The 13,958-nt window shown below is 36.0% G+C and carries 17 protein-coding genes; 12 read left to right on the forward strand and 5 right to left on the reverse strand.

The window, feature by feature from the left end:
* Positions 1–136 precede the first annotated feature (136 nt).
* From ACFVT8_RS15535 to ACFVT8_RS15555, 5 genes are all read left to right on the forward strand, one after another.
* The gene (locus ACFVT8_RS15535) at positions 137–367 is read left to right on the forward strand and encodes a hypothetical protein (RefSeq protein ID WP_387083408.1); all 231 of its coding nucleotides are present in this window, start codon (positions 137–139) and stop codon (positions 365–367) included.
* Between the two features lie 360 nt (positions 368–727).
* The gene (gene thpR, locus ACFVT8_RS15540; protein ID WP_387083409.1) at positions 728–1,288 is read left to right on the forward strand and encodes an RNA 2',3'-cyclic phosphodiesterase; all 561 of its coding nucleotides are present in this window, start codon (positions 728–730) and stop codon (positions 1,286–1,288) included.
* A 148-nt stretch (positions 1,289–1,436) separates the two neighbouring features.
* Complete coding sequence (locus ACFVT8_RS15545) at positions 1,437–2,471, forward strand: ABC transporter permease (protein WP_387083410.1); 1,035 nt, start codon at positions 1,437–1,439, stop codon at positions 2,469–2,471.
* 1 nt (position 2,472) lies between these two features.
* Complete coding sequence (locus ACFVT8_RS15550; protein ID WP_387083411.1) at positions 2,473–3,159, forward strand: ABC transporter ATP-binding protein; 687 nt, start codon at positions 2,473–2,475, stop codon at positions 3,157–3,159.
* Between the two features lie 199 nt (positions 3,160–3,358).
* Complete coding sequence (locus ACFVT8_RS15555) at positions 3,359–3,643, forward strand: hypothetical protein (RefSeq protein WP_387083412.1); 285 nt, start codon at positions 3,359–3,361, stop codon at positions 3,641–3,643.
* Between the two features lie 227 nt (positions 3,644–3,870).
* Here ACFVT8_RS15555 and ACFVT8_RS15560 read toward each other — a convergent pair whose 3' ends face one another.
* The 3 genes from ACFVT8_RS15560 to ACFVT8_RS15570 are packed head-to-tail and all read right to left on the reverse strand — an operon-like array spanning position 3,871 to position 5,997.
* The gene (locus tag ACFVT8_RS15560; protein WP_387083413.1) at positions 3,871–4,686 is read right to left on the reverse strand and encodes an SDR family NAD(P)-dependent oxidoreductase; all 816 of its coding nucleotides are present in this window, start codon (positions 4,684–4,686) and stop codon (positions 3,871–3,873) included.
* A gap of 18 nt (positions 4,687–4,704) precedes the next feature.
* Positions 4,705–5,400, reverse strand: coding sequence for an SGNH/GDSL hydrolase family protein (locus ACFVT8_RS15565; protein ID WP_387083414.1), 696 nt, complete (start codon positions 5,398–5,400; stop codon positions 4,705–4,707).
* The gene (locus ACFVT8_RS15570; RefSeq protein WP_387083415.1) at positions 5,401–5,997 is read right to left on the reverse strand and encodes a TetR/AcrR family transcriptional regulator; all 597 of its coding nucleotides are present in this window, start codon (positions 5,995–5,997) and stop codon (positions 5,401–5,403) included.
* A 203-nt stretch (positions 5,998–6,200) separates the two neighbouring features.
* On the opposite strand from ACFVT8_RS15570, the gene ACFVT8_RS15575 reads away from it, so the two are divergent.
* Positions 6,201–6,551: a VOC family protein gene (locus ACFVT8_RS15575; RefSeq protein ID WP_387083416.1), complete on the forward strand. Its 351-nt coding sequence runs from the start codon at positions 6,201–6,203 to the stop codon at positions 6,549–6,551.
* 111 nt (positions 6,552–6,662) lie between these two features.
* Here the strand turns inward: ACFVT8_RS15575 and ACFVT8_RS15580 are convergent, their stop codons facing one another.
* Positions 6,663–7,406 carry an arylamine N-acetyltransferase family protein gene (locus ACFVT8_RS15580; protein WP_387083417.1) on the reverse strand — a complete coding sequence of 248 codons (744 nt, stop codon included), beginning with the start codon at positions 7,404–7,406 and terminating at the stop codon, positions 6,663–6,665.
* 195 nt (positions 7,407–7,601) lie between these two features.
* Between ACFVT8_RS15580 and nagB the strand changes: the two genes are divergently transcribed.
* The 5 genes from nagB (at position 7,602) to ACFVT8_RS15605 (ending at position 10,711) form a co-directional block, all read left to right on the forward strand.
* A complete protein-coding gene (gene nagB, locus ACFVT8_RS15585; protein WP_387083701.1) occupies positions 7,602–8,315 on the forward strand; it encodes a glucosamine-6-phosphate deaminase in 714 nt (237 codons plus the stop codon).
* A gap of 100 nt (positions 8,316–8,415) precedes the next feature.
* On the forward strand, positions 8,416–8,634 hold the full coding sequence (locus ACFVT8_RS15590; RefSeq protein ID WP_387224293.1) for a hypothetical protein: 219 nt from the start codon (positions 8,416–8,418) through the stop codon (positions 8,632–8,634).
* Positions 8,627–9,064, forward strand: a complete 438-nt coding sequence (locus tag ACFVT8_RS15595) for a hypothetical protein (RefSeq protein ID WP_387083419.1) — start codon at positions 8,627–8,629, stop codon at positions 9,062–9,064. The genes ACFVT8_RS15590 and ACFVT8_RS15595 overlap by 8 nt, the downstream gene beginning before the upstream one ends.
* 295 nt (positions 9,065–9,359) lie before the next feature.
* Positions 9,360–10,262 (forward strand): S66 peptidase family protein, encoded by a 903-nt coding sequence (locus ACFVT8_RS15600; protein ID WP_387083420.1) that lies wholly within the window; start codon positions 9,360–9,362, stop codon positions 10,260–10,262.
* A 47-nt stretch (positions 10,263–10,309) separates the two neighbouring features.
* On the forward strand, positions 10,310–10,711 hold the full coding sequence (locus ACFVT8_RS15605; protein WP_387083421.1) for a cytidine deaminase: 402 nt from the start codon (positions 10,310–10,312) through the stop codon (positions 10,709–10,711).
* Between the two features lie 60 nt (positions 10,712–10,771).
* On the opposite strand, the gene ACFVT8_RS15610 is transcribed toward ACFVT8_RS15605, so the two are convergent.
* Positions 10,772–12,358 (reverse strand): catalase, encoded by a 1,587-nt coding sequence (locus tag ACFVT8_RS15610; RefSeq protein ID WP_387083422.1) that lies wholly within the window; start codon positions 12,356–12,358, stop codon positions 10,772–10,774.
* A gap of 879 nt (positions 12,359–13,237) precedes the next feature.
* On the opposite strand from ACFVT8_RS15610, the gene ACFVT8_RS15615 reads away from it, so the two are divergent.
* The gene (locus ACFVT8_RS15615) at positions 13,238–13,840 is read left to right on the forward strand and encodes a hypothetical protein (protein ID WP_387083423.1); all 603 of its coding nucleotides are present in this window, start codon (positions 13,238–13,240) and stop codon (positions 13,838–13,840) included.
* The last annotated feature ends 118 nt before the right edge of the window (positions 13,841–13,958 follow it).

Consider the following 13,958-nt stretch of genomic DNA (forward strand, 5'->3'; position numbering starts at 1 on the left):
TCTCTACTTACAAAGAAATCTACGTCAAAGCCCATATGTTATTCTTTAGTCATAATATCAACCCTTGATGATAAATATGTATTAGATTATTTTAAGGCTTTTGCTAAAATATGATTAAAAACTAGGGAGTGAAATCATGAAGGGAGACGATGATAAAAAGGATGAGAAAGAAAAAGATTATTATGCAGAAGCTTCAAGATATACACTTGCTATTTTACTTGCAGCTTTATTGATTTGGGCATTATATGACTTGTTTAAAAATGATAAAAGCGATGGTATTCAATGGGTATTGATACCATGTATATGTTCAGTTCTTGAAGTAACTAGGCGTTATTTAATAAGAAAAGATAATAAAAAAAACAGATAGAAATCAATTTAAATTTACTGAATATTAAAATTAAAGATTTAGTAAATAGTTAGATTCGATAAGCAAAGATTTTTTGTTTAATGTACACAAACAGTAGAGAAAAAGGACAGTATGAAAAAGAAGTAAGGTACAATAATAAAAGATAAAAGTCCAACTATCATTACAATAAGCGCTATTGTCTATATTTGGAGAAAGTTTTTGAAGAATAATCTTAAATTTAAAAGCTTCGTAAGCTTGCTTAATTCTTTCATTGCGTGGAATTTACATTCGTTTTGGTTTTTGTAGTAATGGTTAAATTTTAGTAGGAAAAGACATAAAGCCTGTTAAGTAGCATTTTCGATGAATAGAGAGGGTATGATTATGAACAGACATTTTTTTATTGCCGTGCCACTTCCTTCAGATATTAAAGCAGCTCTTAACGTGAGATGTGAAGAAATGAAGGCAGATTTTTATTTTAAACGATGGGTACACCAGGAAGATTATCACATCACATTGGCTTTTTTAGGGCATACGGATGAAGAGCAATTACAGGCTGTAATGGATGAAACGAGGAAAAATCTTATAAATGTTTCTCCATTCGAATTAAACATTCAAGGGTTCAATACTTTTGGAAGAAAAGAATATCCAAGAATTTTATGGGTTGATCTGCTCGAATCTCAGCAATTAAATTTTGTGAGAGAAATAGTATACCGTGATTGTATAAAGGTTGGATTTGAATTAGATAAGAAGCCCTTTAAACCGCATATAACTGTTGCGAGAAAATGGGATGAAGGATACGGGGAGTTTCCGTTCGAAGCATTGCTAGAAGAAAATTTTCAGCTTCCAAAATTTCTAGTAGAAGAAGTGATTTTGTACGAATCTAAATTAGAGGAAACGCCAAAATATCATAAAAAAGCTGTCATTCGTTTAGATGGCCAATAATATTTCAATCGGCTCGTAAACCTAAAAAAGAAAAGGGGTTTATGAGTTATTTTTTTGTTTTAAACTCCTTATTTTTAATGATTAGTTCATCTTCCGTTCATTTAAGGATTTTATGCTTAGGATGTAAAAAGGAATGGAGGAGTTCACTATGAATCTTGCCTGGAAGGAAATTAAGAAAAATAAAGTCAGATTTTTAATATTGGGTTCGATTGTTTTTCTTGTTAGTTTATTAACTTTTATTATTTCTGGTTTGGCGAATGGGTTATCACAAGATAATGCCGCTTTAATCAAAGACTTACCGCAAGGACAATTTTATATGAATGAAGATGCGGATCAAACTTATAATCTTTCAAAAATAGATAGCAGTACTCAAAATAAAATATTGAGCAATGAAAAGGATGCTGTAGCTTTTTCACTACAAATGGGCTTTTTAAATGATGAGGATAATAAGCAGCAAAGTGTTGCGTTTGTTACATCGACCGATTCAGAGTTATTTGAAAATGTAAAACACGAGGAGGTCATTTTAGACAGCTCATTGAAAGACAAAGGAATTAAAATAGGAGATACATTAACGAATAATCAATTTAATGGCAAATTTGTAGTAAAGGGATTTGTAGAGCAAAAAAAATATAGTCATGCGCCTGTCGCTTATATTAATGAAGAAGATTATAAAGAAATTTACCGTGTTGATGAAATGCAGCTGATTTTTGTACCAAATGGTGATTCTTCAAAACAATTTGCTGGATTACAATCATTTTCAAATAAAGAATTTCTTAATACAATTCCAAGTTATAATGCAGAACAAATGTCTTTAAATATGATTGTGTGGTTTTTAGTAGTCATTAGTGGGATGCTGTTTGCTATCTTCTTCTATATGATGAACGTCCAGAAAATTGGTTTATACGGAATTTTAAAGGCCATTGGTGTGAAAACGAGCAAATTATTCAAAATGATATGGACACAGATGGCTATCATTACAGTTATTTCACTTATTTTGTCGGTAGCCTTTAGCCAAGCATTTAATCTAATAGCACCAAAAGGAATGCCTTTCACTTTAACAATTATGACAACTACCCAATTATCAATCGTATTCCTAATCATTGGATTTATTGGTGCTACAATTTCAGGCATCCAAATTAAAAAAATTCAACCATTACAAGCGATACAGCAAGGAGAGGCTTAATATGACTTTATTTAAAATTGATGAAGTTAGAAAAACGTTTAGGAATGGCGAGGTAGAGGAAGAAATACTTAAAGGGATAGATCTTTCGCTAAATGAAGGGGAAATAACAGCATTGGTCGGTGCATCTGGATCTGGTAAGAGTACACTTTTGACAATAGCTGCTGGACTTCAGCCTGCATCAGAGGGGCATGTTATATTTGAAGGAAAAAATATGTCCAACATGAACTCTGAAGAGGTTCGAAAAGTACGAGCAAGTGAATTTGGGTTTGTCTTTCAGTTTGCACACCTTGTACCTTTTCTTACAGTTGAGGAGCAACTGCTGCTAATGCTAGATGTTTCCGAATCAAAATTAAAGAAGCAGGAACAAAAAAATGAAGTTGATCGAATACTAAAATTAGTAGGGATGGACCATCGAAAAATGGCTTATCCTTCTTCATTGTCAGGTGGAGAGAAGCAACGTATTGCTATTGCTCGAGCAATCATTCATAAACCGAAAGTTCTATTCGCAGATGAGCCAACAGCAAGCTTAGATTCACAAAGATCAAAAGAGGTTATGTTACTAATAAGAGACTTGACTAAAACGTTAAACATTACTACTTTAATGGTGACACACGATGAAGAAATGCTTGCTTACACGGATCGAATTATTAAAATGAGCGACGGTGTTATTTTGCCAGATGTCATTTAGATTGAACAGCTAAAAACCACAACCACATTTATTGATGGTTGTGGTTTTTTGATGAAACAAGCTCTTCGCCATATTGTGGGACTGATTTGCGTTCCATCTGAGCGCAATTTATAGATATTTTTAATCAGCCTAGTGTTAAGTTACCAAATCACTAAACTAATGAAGCATATTATAGAAGGAAAGAAGGAGGTGACTTGAAATGGCGTTTGTTATTGCCTTATTGATTGTATTAGTTGCTTTAATAGCGGCATTCCAATTAACCGAAGGGAAATCGGAGAAAGGGAAATATATCATTTGGGGTATCTTTACAATGATAGCGTTTGCACCATTCTTATCTTTTGTGATTGGCGTAGTGTATGGAACGATGTTTAGTAATGGCTGGGTAGCATCGATTATGTTGTTTTTATCTCCTTTAATTTTTGTTATCGGGGTTATTATATTAATCTTAGGGATTTATAAGAAAGATGAAAAAGAGCATAAATAACTAGTTACTTGTCTCTGAAAAGGGGTTATTCCGTTAAGTGTTTTAGTTATCTTAATTATAAAGGTAAAAAGCCGCGAGACTCCTACGAATTGTATTTGCGATGAAGTTTAAATGAAAATGTAGAGAAGGAGATATATGCCTTCGTATCCAACATCCTATTTTTTGCCCTGATGCGGCTCGTGCCTTGCCGGCGGAAAAGCATAGCGGTTTTTTACCATTTAGAATGTTTATGTTAATCGAGCTTTACGGCTTACTTTACAGACCATTCTCATTAATGCCCTGTGTAATGAAGGGAAGATCATAAAGACAATATCCATTGTTTTACGCATTGGCATAGGACAAATAATTGGCTTATTTTTGTGTACGCCTTCTATAGTGATTTTGGCTAGTCGCTGTGGAGACATCATTTTTTGCTTTTTCAATTGTTTGGACATCACTGATTTATCGATATTAATAGCTGTTGCTTTATCAAAAATAGGTGTATCAACAAAAGTAGGACATAGCGTACTTACCTTGATGCCAAATTCCTCAGCTTCATAGTGTAGTGATGTCGTTAAGCCCACAACAGCATGCTTCGTAGTTGAATATGCCGCAGATATAGGAGATGGCCCCAACCCTGCTGCTGATGATGTATTGATGATATGACCAAAACCTTGTTTCTTCATGATTGGATAGCCAACTTGAGTACCATATACAACGCCCCATAAATTAATATCCACAATGTCTTTCCATTCGTCCACCGTCATATCATAAATTTCACCGTACATAGCAATACCAGCATTATTGAATAAATAATCTAATCTTTGAAATTCCTCATAAACATTTGTAATGACACGTTCAACACTTTTGTAATCGGTTACATTTAATTCGATAAATTGAGCATTTGAAGCATCTTTATTTAGTTCTGTCTCTAGAAGACGTCCATCACGTTCGTTAATATCTGCAATAATGACAAATACATTTCGATCTACTAACTCTTTGCAGATAGCTTTCCCTATACCGGATACACCGCCAGTAACAATCGCAACCTTCCTCATATTCATCACCTCTCGTATGGCTTCCTAATGTACGGTAGCTTCTTGCAATTGAAGCTGTTCAATGATTGCTGTGTATTCTTTCATGACAAGTTCTGCTCCTTTACTATTTAAATGAACACCATCTAACGTTAAATGTAGCCCTCTCTTTTTGGATAATCGGTCAATGCGCAAAGGGTTTTTATAAAACAGTACATCTTTCATTACCCGCATAACATTGGTGTTCATATAATCCGAACTATTAACTTCCTCTAAGTGATGCGCAAAAACTTCTTGAATATTTAAAAAGCTTACATTTGCATACTTAGAAGAAATGGACTGAATAATAGAGGAGAGCTCTTTTAACTCCTTATTAGGAGTATTTTTTATCGCCTCACCTATTAAAGCTGGTGTTACTAAAACGACATGTTTAGAGGATGCTAAAATCATTTCTAAACAATTTACATAGTAATCTTTAAATTCTTGATGATCTTTTGTAACTGGCTGTGCCTGTACTTTCATAAGTTTAGAATACACATCATTGACACCAATCCAAAGAAAGCTAAGGTCATAAGAAGTAGCTAGCTTCGATTTCTCTAAACGAGTGTGTAAGCTTTTTACTGTTTCACCTGGTTTACCGAGATTATCAAATTCGATATGTGGATGTTTTGTTGTTAGTAGTTTAAAAAATGAAACACCTGGTCGACCTTCTGTTAAGCTGTCTCCTATACATGCAACTTTCATTTATATCCCACCTTTTTTAATCTCCTTTAAAAAAATAGTTATTGCCTGATTAAAGAGTGGCTCTAGCGCTTTAAGCTCCTGATTATTTGTTAGCTGACATAACCCCCCTAGCCATGTGCCTAGTAGAACTGTCCACTCATCAATATTGCCATTAAAAAATTCCCCTTTATCAACCCCTTCTTGAAGAATCGCACGATAAGCACCCATCGGTACAATCGCTAAATTGTATAGTTGTTGCACTGATTCAGGGCTCGATTTTGGATTGGAAGCTAGCTCTTGCCCTGATCTTAATAAAGGTGTTTGGTAATGATAGAGAACGTGCATGGCCATGCCATATAATTTTTCTGTTGCCGTGGAGTAGGTACATTCTTTTTGTAGCCATTTGTTGTTCCAATCTTGCATTGTTTGCTGTGCTAAAAGAACAAAAAGCTTTTCTTTGTTTTCAAAATGATAATAAATATGTCCTTTGCTGTAGCCTGAAGCGGTTGAAATATCTCCAACTGATGTTTGATTATAGCCTTTTTGAGAAAACAAACTAACCGCATGTTCCATAATTTCAACTTTTGCTTTCTCGCTATCATAACGTCTTTTATTCAATGATTTACTCCTTCTTAACATTTGAACGGTCGTTCTAATTCATTATACAATATTTTACCAATTAAGGAATAGTTAAATACCTAAGTCATTATGTTTTCACAATTCCTTACTACCATCTAAGGATGGTGATGAAGTTAATGGAGGAAATATCCATCAAAATGCTGAACTATACATTATGATTTAAAAATCAGGAGGGGATTTAGATGGGCAGAGTAATAGGGTTTGAATTGAATAGTCAAGAACCTGAAAAAGCAGCTGAGTTTTATGCCAATGTTTTTGGTTGGGAGGTAGCTGCACCTAATTGGGAATATTGGGTTGTAACAACCGGGGATGATAAAAAATCAGGGATTAACGGCGGTATTGGAAAGGGACCACATGACTATCCTTTTGGAACACGAATTCAAATTGAAGTTGATTCTATCGATGAAGCTATTTCTACAGCTAAGCAGAATGGTGCCATCATTGTTCGCGACAAAATGGAATTCGATGAGTTTTATCTTGCCTATATGGTAGATCCAACAGGGCTTGGCTTCGGCTTAATTCAAAACAAATAATCTATTTAATAAGTCTCTGCAAACGATTGTGGAGGCTTTTTTGTGATTAAGTCGTATAGTACAAGAAAAGCAAGTCTCCTTTTAGATGAGGAGGCTTGCTTTCTGTAGCATCTAATCTAATGAAATATGAAAAAAACGATGAAGTGCTTGTCGCCATTCTTTTTCGTTATGAGTTGTATAGGTTGTTAGGGATTGTCCCTCGTATATTCGGAATTCATTGTTAAGCATTGTATGTCGCCCGCCAGGAGTACGAATCATAGCGATTTTATTTTCTTGTTTAGAAAGTCGTGGTGCAAACTTTGCATCATTAGCATCATCAAAAAAACTATAAAGTAAACGCCAATTACTCTTTGTTAGTTCGTACAGCATCCAGCCGTTCGTTTCATCTCGTTCAATTTTATAAAGTTCTTTACCTTCACGATGTTGATGCCCAGCTATAAGTGGAACTGGCTTACAAGGAGCTAGTGCGCCTACGCCAACATCTGAAATATATGATTGACCATCGAAATTGACAAGCAATAGCTGATGCATAGGTACATCCTCAATAGGCGTATCTGCTTCATTGTTGCGCCAAAACTGAGCATAGCGATTGGTTACAGAAAAGCCAAGTTCGCGAAGTAGCCAGCTAAATAAAATATTTAGCTCAAAGCAATTGCCTCCGCGAAGTTGAAAAATTATTTTTTGAAAAAGGTCAGGAATAGCGAAGGAGATGCCATGTTTTAAGGCAACATCTATGTTCTCATAAGGAATGGTATGTAGATGTTTTGTTTGGAGCTGACCAAGTAGCTTAATAGACGGCTCTAAAGATCCTTGAAATTGAATTAGCTTTAAATATTGCTGTATTTGTGAATTCATAAAATCGCCTCACTTCCTTACTAAATAACATAACCGAAATGGTTTGAGAATACACGTGAATAATAGAAAGAAAATAATAGAAAAGAAGGTAAATAACTTGTAAAATGAAAATATTAACTACTATAACGAGAGATATTTCCTATTATTTTAGTTAATAATAATGATTGTAAGGTAGGTATACGAATGACAAGCGAAATGAAATGGTTAGAAGTAAATTCATACGATGAAATGAGCGAAGTAGCAGCGGATATTTTCACTAAACAATTACAAGTAAACCCAGCGAGTATTTTAGGATTAGCAACTGGTGGTTCTCCTGTAGGGATGTACAAGGAATTAGTGAAACGCCAACAAGCTGGAAATATATCTTTTAACGACGTGATTACTTTTAATTTAGACGAATATGTAGGTCTCGATCAATCAAGTCCAGCAAGTTATTGGACATTTATGCATGAGAACTTATTCGATCATGTAGATATTAAGGAAGAAAATATACATTTACCAAATGGTAAGGCAGAAAATTTAGATGCTGAGTGTGTAGCTTATGATGCTCGAATCAAGGAAGCGGGTGGAATTGATCTACAGCTACTAGGCATAGGCGTTAACGGACATATTGGCTTTAACGAGCCGGGCACACCTTTTGGCTCACTAACTAATATTGTAGAGTTAACTGAATCTACACGCACAGAAAATGCAATTTATTTTGATGACTCTAAGGATGTACCAACACATGCTATTACAATGGGCATTCAATCTATTATGCATGCCAAGGAAATCGTGTTAATTGCATTTGGGGAAAAAAAGCTAGAAGCTATTGAAAAATTAAAAAGTGGTATCGTCACTGAAGATTTCCCAGCAAGCCAATTATTAAATCATCCAAATGTAACAGTCATTTACGGCGGAACAAAATAGGAATTAAGCGTAGACTTCGTATTATTTAAAGTCTGCGCTTTTTTATTTTGGCGTTCAGAACGACGGAAAGAGTCGCTCAAGTGACGGATGGAAGAGCCAAGTGACGGAAGGAAGAGCCAAAGCGACGGATAGAATCATCAAAGCGACGGAAAGAAGAGCCAAGGTGACGGAAAGAACAGTCAAAGTCATGGATAGAACAGCCAAAATCGTGGATAGAAACGTCAAAATGGTGGATAGAAGAGCCAAAGCGACGGAAAGAAGGGCCAAGGTGACGGAAAGAAATCAGAGCGACGGAAAGAAGAGCCAAAGCGGTGGATAGAAGAGCCAAAGCGACGGAAAGAAGAGCCAAAGCGACGGATAGAATCATCAAAGCGACGGAAAGAAGAGCCAAGGTGACGGAAAGAACAGTCAAAGTCATGGATAGAACAGTCAAAGTCGTGGATAGAAACGTCAAAATGGTGGATAGAACAGCCGAAGCGACGGAAAGAAGAGCCGAAGTGACGGATAGAATCATCAAAGCGACGGAAGGAAGGGCCAAGATGAAGGAAGAGATCAGAGCGACGGAAAGAAGAGCCAAAGTGACGGATAGAATCAGCAAAGCGATGGAAGGAAGGGCCAAGGTGACGGAAAGAAATCAGAGCGATGGGAAAGAACAGTCGAAGTGGTGGATAGAACAGCCAAAATCGTGGATAGAAACGTCAAAATGGTGGATAGAAGAGCCAAAGCGACGGAAAGAAGGGCCAAGGTGACGGAAAGAAATCAGAGCGACGGAAAGAAGAGCCAAAGCGGTGGATAGAAGAGCCAAAGCGACGGAAAGAATCATCAAAGCGACGGAAAGAATCATCAAAGCGACGGATAGAAACGTCAAAGTGACGGATAGAACAACCAAAGTCGTGGATAGAGCCGGCAAGGCGACGAATAGAAATCAGAGTGACGAGACATTCATCCGGAAATTTTATATTTTATCAACACTAACTTCGCTATTAATCAATGCTACAATATGGTCTATAGGCTAGAAAAAGAAAAACTATAGGAGGGGTTAGGGTGAAAAGCACCGTACCACATTTACAAAAAGGCGATACAGTTGGCCTTGTGGCTTTATCAAGTAAAGTTAAGCCCGAAAAGCTAGGAGATGCTATAGCCTTTCTTGACGATTTAGGTCTTAACTATATAATTGGGGATACTATTCAGGCAAAGCACGATTATTTAGCAGGTAGTGATGAGGAGCGTCTGAATGACTTTCATGAGATGGTGAGAAATCCAGAGGTGAAGGCAATTTTTTGTGTTAAGGGGGGCTATGGCTCTGCACGAATTGCGGAAAAGATTGACTACGGACTACTTGAGGAAAATCCAAAAATTTTCTGGGGCTTCTCTGATCTTACATATTTACATTGCGCGATTAACGAATTTGCTAATTTAGTGACGTTTCATGGACCGCTCCTTATGTCTGTAGATAGAATAGATGATTTATCAAAGAAAATGTTTTTACAGTTATTTTCACCGATGGAATTACAGTATACGGAGGATATTGCCCCGTTAACAACGATTGTATCAGGTGTTGCTCGCGGTCAGATTATTGGTGGGAATCTACGTCGCCTTGTTAACACATTAGGTACTAAATTTGAAGTGCGCACGGAAGGTCGCATTTTATTAATTGAGGAGCTTGGAGAAACTATTCCAAAAATCGATGAGAATCTACAGCAATTAAAGCAGGCGAGAAAGCTTGAGCAGTTAGCCGGTGTCGTTATCGGTTCCTTTACGCAAACAGAAGCGGATGAAGCGGAACTATTCACTTTAATGAAGGATTATTTTACGGATTTAGGCGTTCCGGTTGTAGCAGGCTTTAAAATTGGCCATGATTCAACGAATATTGCTATTCCATTAGGAGTAGATGCTATTTTAGATGCACAGGAAAAGATACTGAAGATTTTGCCTGGTGTTCATTAAAAAGAAGAATTCTATGTTTAATTGATTAAAAACGGGGGGAGAAGAAGATGGATATTGAGCGAAAATTATATCAGTCGGCGGTAGAATTGATCGAAAAAAGATACCCTTCTGGTTGGGGTGGTGCGGCAGCAATGTATACTGAAGATGGTCAGATTTTAACGAGCGTAGCACCAGAGGTTATTAATGCCTCTACAGAATTGTGCATGGAAACTGGTGCAATACTTGAAGCGCATAAACTTAATACGAAGGTTACTCATAGTATTTGTATTGCCAGAGAAAACGAAAATTCAGTATTTACTGTGCTAACTCCTTGTGGTGTATGTCAAGAAAGGCTTTTTTACTGGGGTGAAAACGTAAAAGCGGCTATCACTAATCCGAATGGTGAATTGATATTTAAAACACTGAAAGAAATACAACCATATCATTGGTATAAAGCATACGAAAAATAATTAAAAAGTAAAAAAAAGACATTACATATTTGTTGTGAAAATATGTAATGTCTTTTTGATTTAATAAGGCTCAGCGTCATGACCTTTATCTACAGCCTTTTTAGGTGCTTCATCACCAGCAATATTGCCAAGTGGCTTTGATGAAGATGAATCATTTCGAGCTTTTTGTAATCCTGCTTTTAACAAACGACCATATTCTTCATCTGCTTCCTCTGCTAATGCAATCATCGCTTCTTGAATGGCTATATGACAGACTGCTAAATCACGAATTAAGTTTTCAAGCAGCTCATCTCGCTCCCACTGCTCAAAATTACGATATGTTTCTCCAGCTTGCTTAGTATTACTTTGACGATCAATGGATTCCCGAACGAGATTACCTTCCACGAGTGGTGTATATTCATTTGCCGATTGAGTAGCTTCCTTTAAACCATTTAACATCGAAGGCTCATAGTTAATATGAGGATTTTGTCCAGGAGCTAAATCACGCTTATACAGCATTTGACCACCATTTTGATTGGTTGCTACTCGTTTTTTAGGAGCATTGATAGGAAGTTGTAAGTAGTTTGCACCTACACGATGACGCTGTGTATCAGAATAAGAGAAGGTACGACCTTGTAGCATCTTATCGTCCGAGAAATCCAATCCGTCTACAAGTACACCTGTACCGAAAGCAGCCTGTTCAACCTCAGCAAAATAATCTTCTGGATTTTTATTTAACACCATCTTACCAACTGGATACCACGGAAATTGATCATTCGGCCAAAGCTTCGTATCATCTAACGGATCAAAATCAAGCTCTGGATGTGGACCATCCTCCATAATTTGGACGTTAAGCTCCCATTCAGGATAATCATCATTTTTAATTGCATCATACAAATCTTGTGTGGCATGATTGAAATTTTTCTTTTGGATTTCTTCTGCTTCTTTTTGTGTTAAGTTTTTAATGCCTTGTAAAGGTTCCCAATGATATTTTACAAGGACCGCTTTGCCTTCACTATTGACCCATTTATACGTATTAACGCCAGAGCCTTGCATCATTCGATAATTAGCAGGAATACCCCAAGGTGAATAAATAAATGTCACCATATGGAATGACTCTGGTGAGCTTGCACAGAAATCAAAAAAGCGTTCAACGTCCTGAATATTTGTAATCGGATCAGGCTTAAAAGCGTGAATCATATCAGGGAATTTCATAGCATCGCGGATAAAGAAAATTTTTAAATTATTGCCGACTAAATCCCAGTTACCATCTTCAGTATAGAATTTTACAGCAAAGCCTCGAGGATCACGTAAAGTCTCTGGTGAATGCCCCCCATGAATAACTGTTGAGAAGCGCACAAAAACAGGTGTCTGCTTCCCCTTATCCTGAAATACTTTTGCCCTTGTATACTTAGAAATAGGATCATCCCCAACAACACCGTATGTCTCAAAATAGCCATGTGCCCCTGCACCTCGAGCATGAACAACACGCTCAGGAACTCTTTCGCGGTCAAAGTGACTTATTTTTTCTATAAAATCATAGTTTTCAAGGGTTGCAGGTCCTCGATTACTGACAGTTCGTATATTTTGATTGTTAGTAATAGGGTGCCCCTGTCGATTTGTTAAAGTCATGTCATGCTCGTCTGTCGAATCATGTTGTTTTGTCATTGTATAACCCCTTTCTTTTGATATAGCCATTCTGTCCATATCAGGGGGCAAATAGACATGAAAAAATCTCGTGCACACGAGATGAGTGAGTTAACGAAGGTGAAATTATCAAAACATGATTAAGAACTTGAAAATGTTGATTTTGCCTCTGTTGATATTCATTGCGAATGAAAAAAGCCCTCCCACACACAAGGTGTAAGAGAGCTAGTGGATGGCGTTTTCGAATGATTTATTAAGTTTACAGGTATGGCCATTGCTTATAGTTGGTTATTAGTCATTGGTCATACAGTAACAGGTAACTTGTCATTGGTTTTGTTTAAGTTAGCTCCAAAAAGCTAGTTTTGAAAACAGCACATCCAATTCGATATGAAGTCTCATCGACTTCATAACCTATTGTATACATTTCCTTATGATATGAAAAGCTCTGATTCATCGGATGTACTGTAAGAAATAAATTACAAACTCAAATAACGAGCAAAAACTCAAGTTTGTTACAAATTTCTGAAAAACTATCAGTGACATGTTGTAGAAAAATGCCAAAATCATTTCATATTTGAATTCATTTATTCCTGTACACACTTTTCCTATTTTTTTATAGTTTTATCCCTAATATACAAGGCTTGAATAATTTTTAATAGATGTTTCCTTCGGTGCAATCGAGCGTATGTTTTAGTTATTTTAATGTATAACAAAAAGTTTTAATTTTACCAAAATGTCGAAAAATGGCGAATAATAACTATGGTAATATACATCCGTTTTTGTAAGAATTGTAATAAGAGGATGTTAAATAGAAATTTAAGTATTTATTTTACTATAATTCTATTTCATTGAATCTAGTAACGTTATTTTTTATTGATGCATTTGGAGGGAATATAGGTAATGAAGAAAGCTTTATTATTACTTCTAGCAGTTATGTTAGTTGGATGTTCTGGAGAGGGAACAGAGAAGAAAAAAGATGATGTTGTAAAGGAAGAGAAAGTTGTTACAGTAAAATTTGAAGAAGTTGATTCTGAATCAAAAGCTACGGTAGAAAAATTTGCAAAAGATTACAATGCTGGCGTAGATGTATTTAAACAGGTTCAACCGGTAGAATTAGTGAAGATTCCAGAACCAGTAACTAATGAACTTAATGATTTCTCACAAATCTTATTGGATACTGATTTTAAAGAATATAAGGGCCATTACAAACTAGTTGCTAAATATAATAAGGATAAAAAATTAATTGGATATAATGTTTCTGTAGAAGGACTTCCAGAAAAAGAAGTAAATGAAGAGGGAGATGAATGGCAAGAAGGAATAACTTCCGCTGTATTAGTTGCTCAAGTTCTAGGATTAGATTTAGATAAATTTAGTGATTCCTTAGGTGAAGCTGAGGAGAAGAAAGGCACTCATTCATATACGGATTCGAAATATAAGGTAACTAATCTATTTGCTGATCTAGAGTCAGGAAAATTTGAATTTAATTTTGATTTAACTAAGTAGAGCAAAAAGCATCTCTAATGAACTGCACCTCAATTGTGTAAAACAATTGCAATGCAGTTCAAGGGAGCTATAATTCTATTCCATTGAATCTAATAACATATATTTTTTATTGATATGC

The organism is Lysinibacillus sp. NPDC058147 (assembly GCF_042884205.1).
Lineage (GTDB): Bacteria > Bacillota > Bacilli > Bacillales_A > Planococcaceae > Lysinibacillus.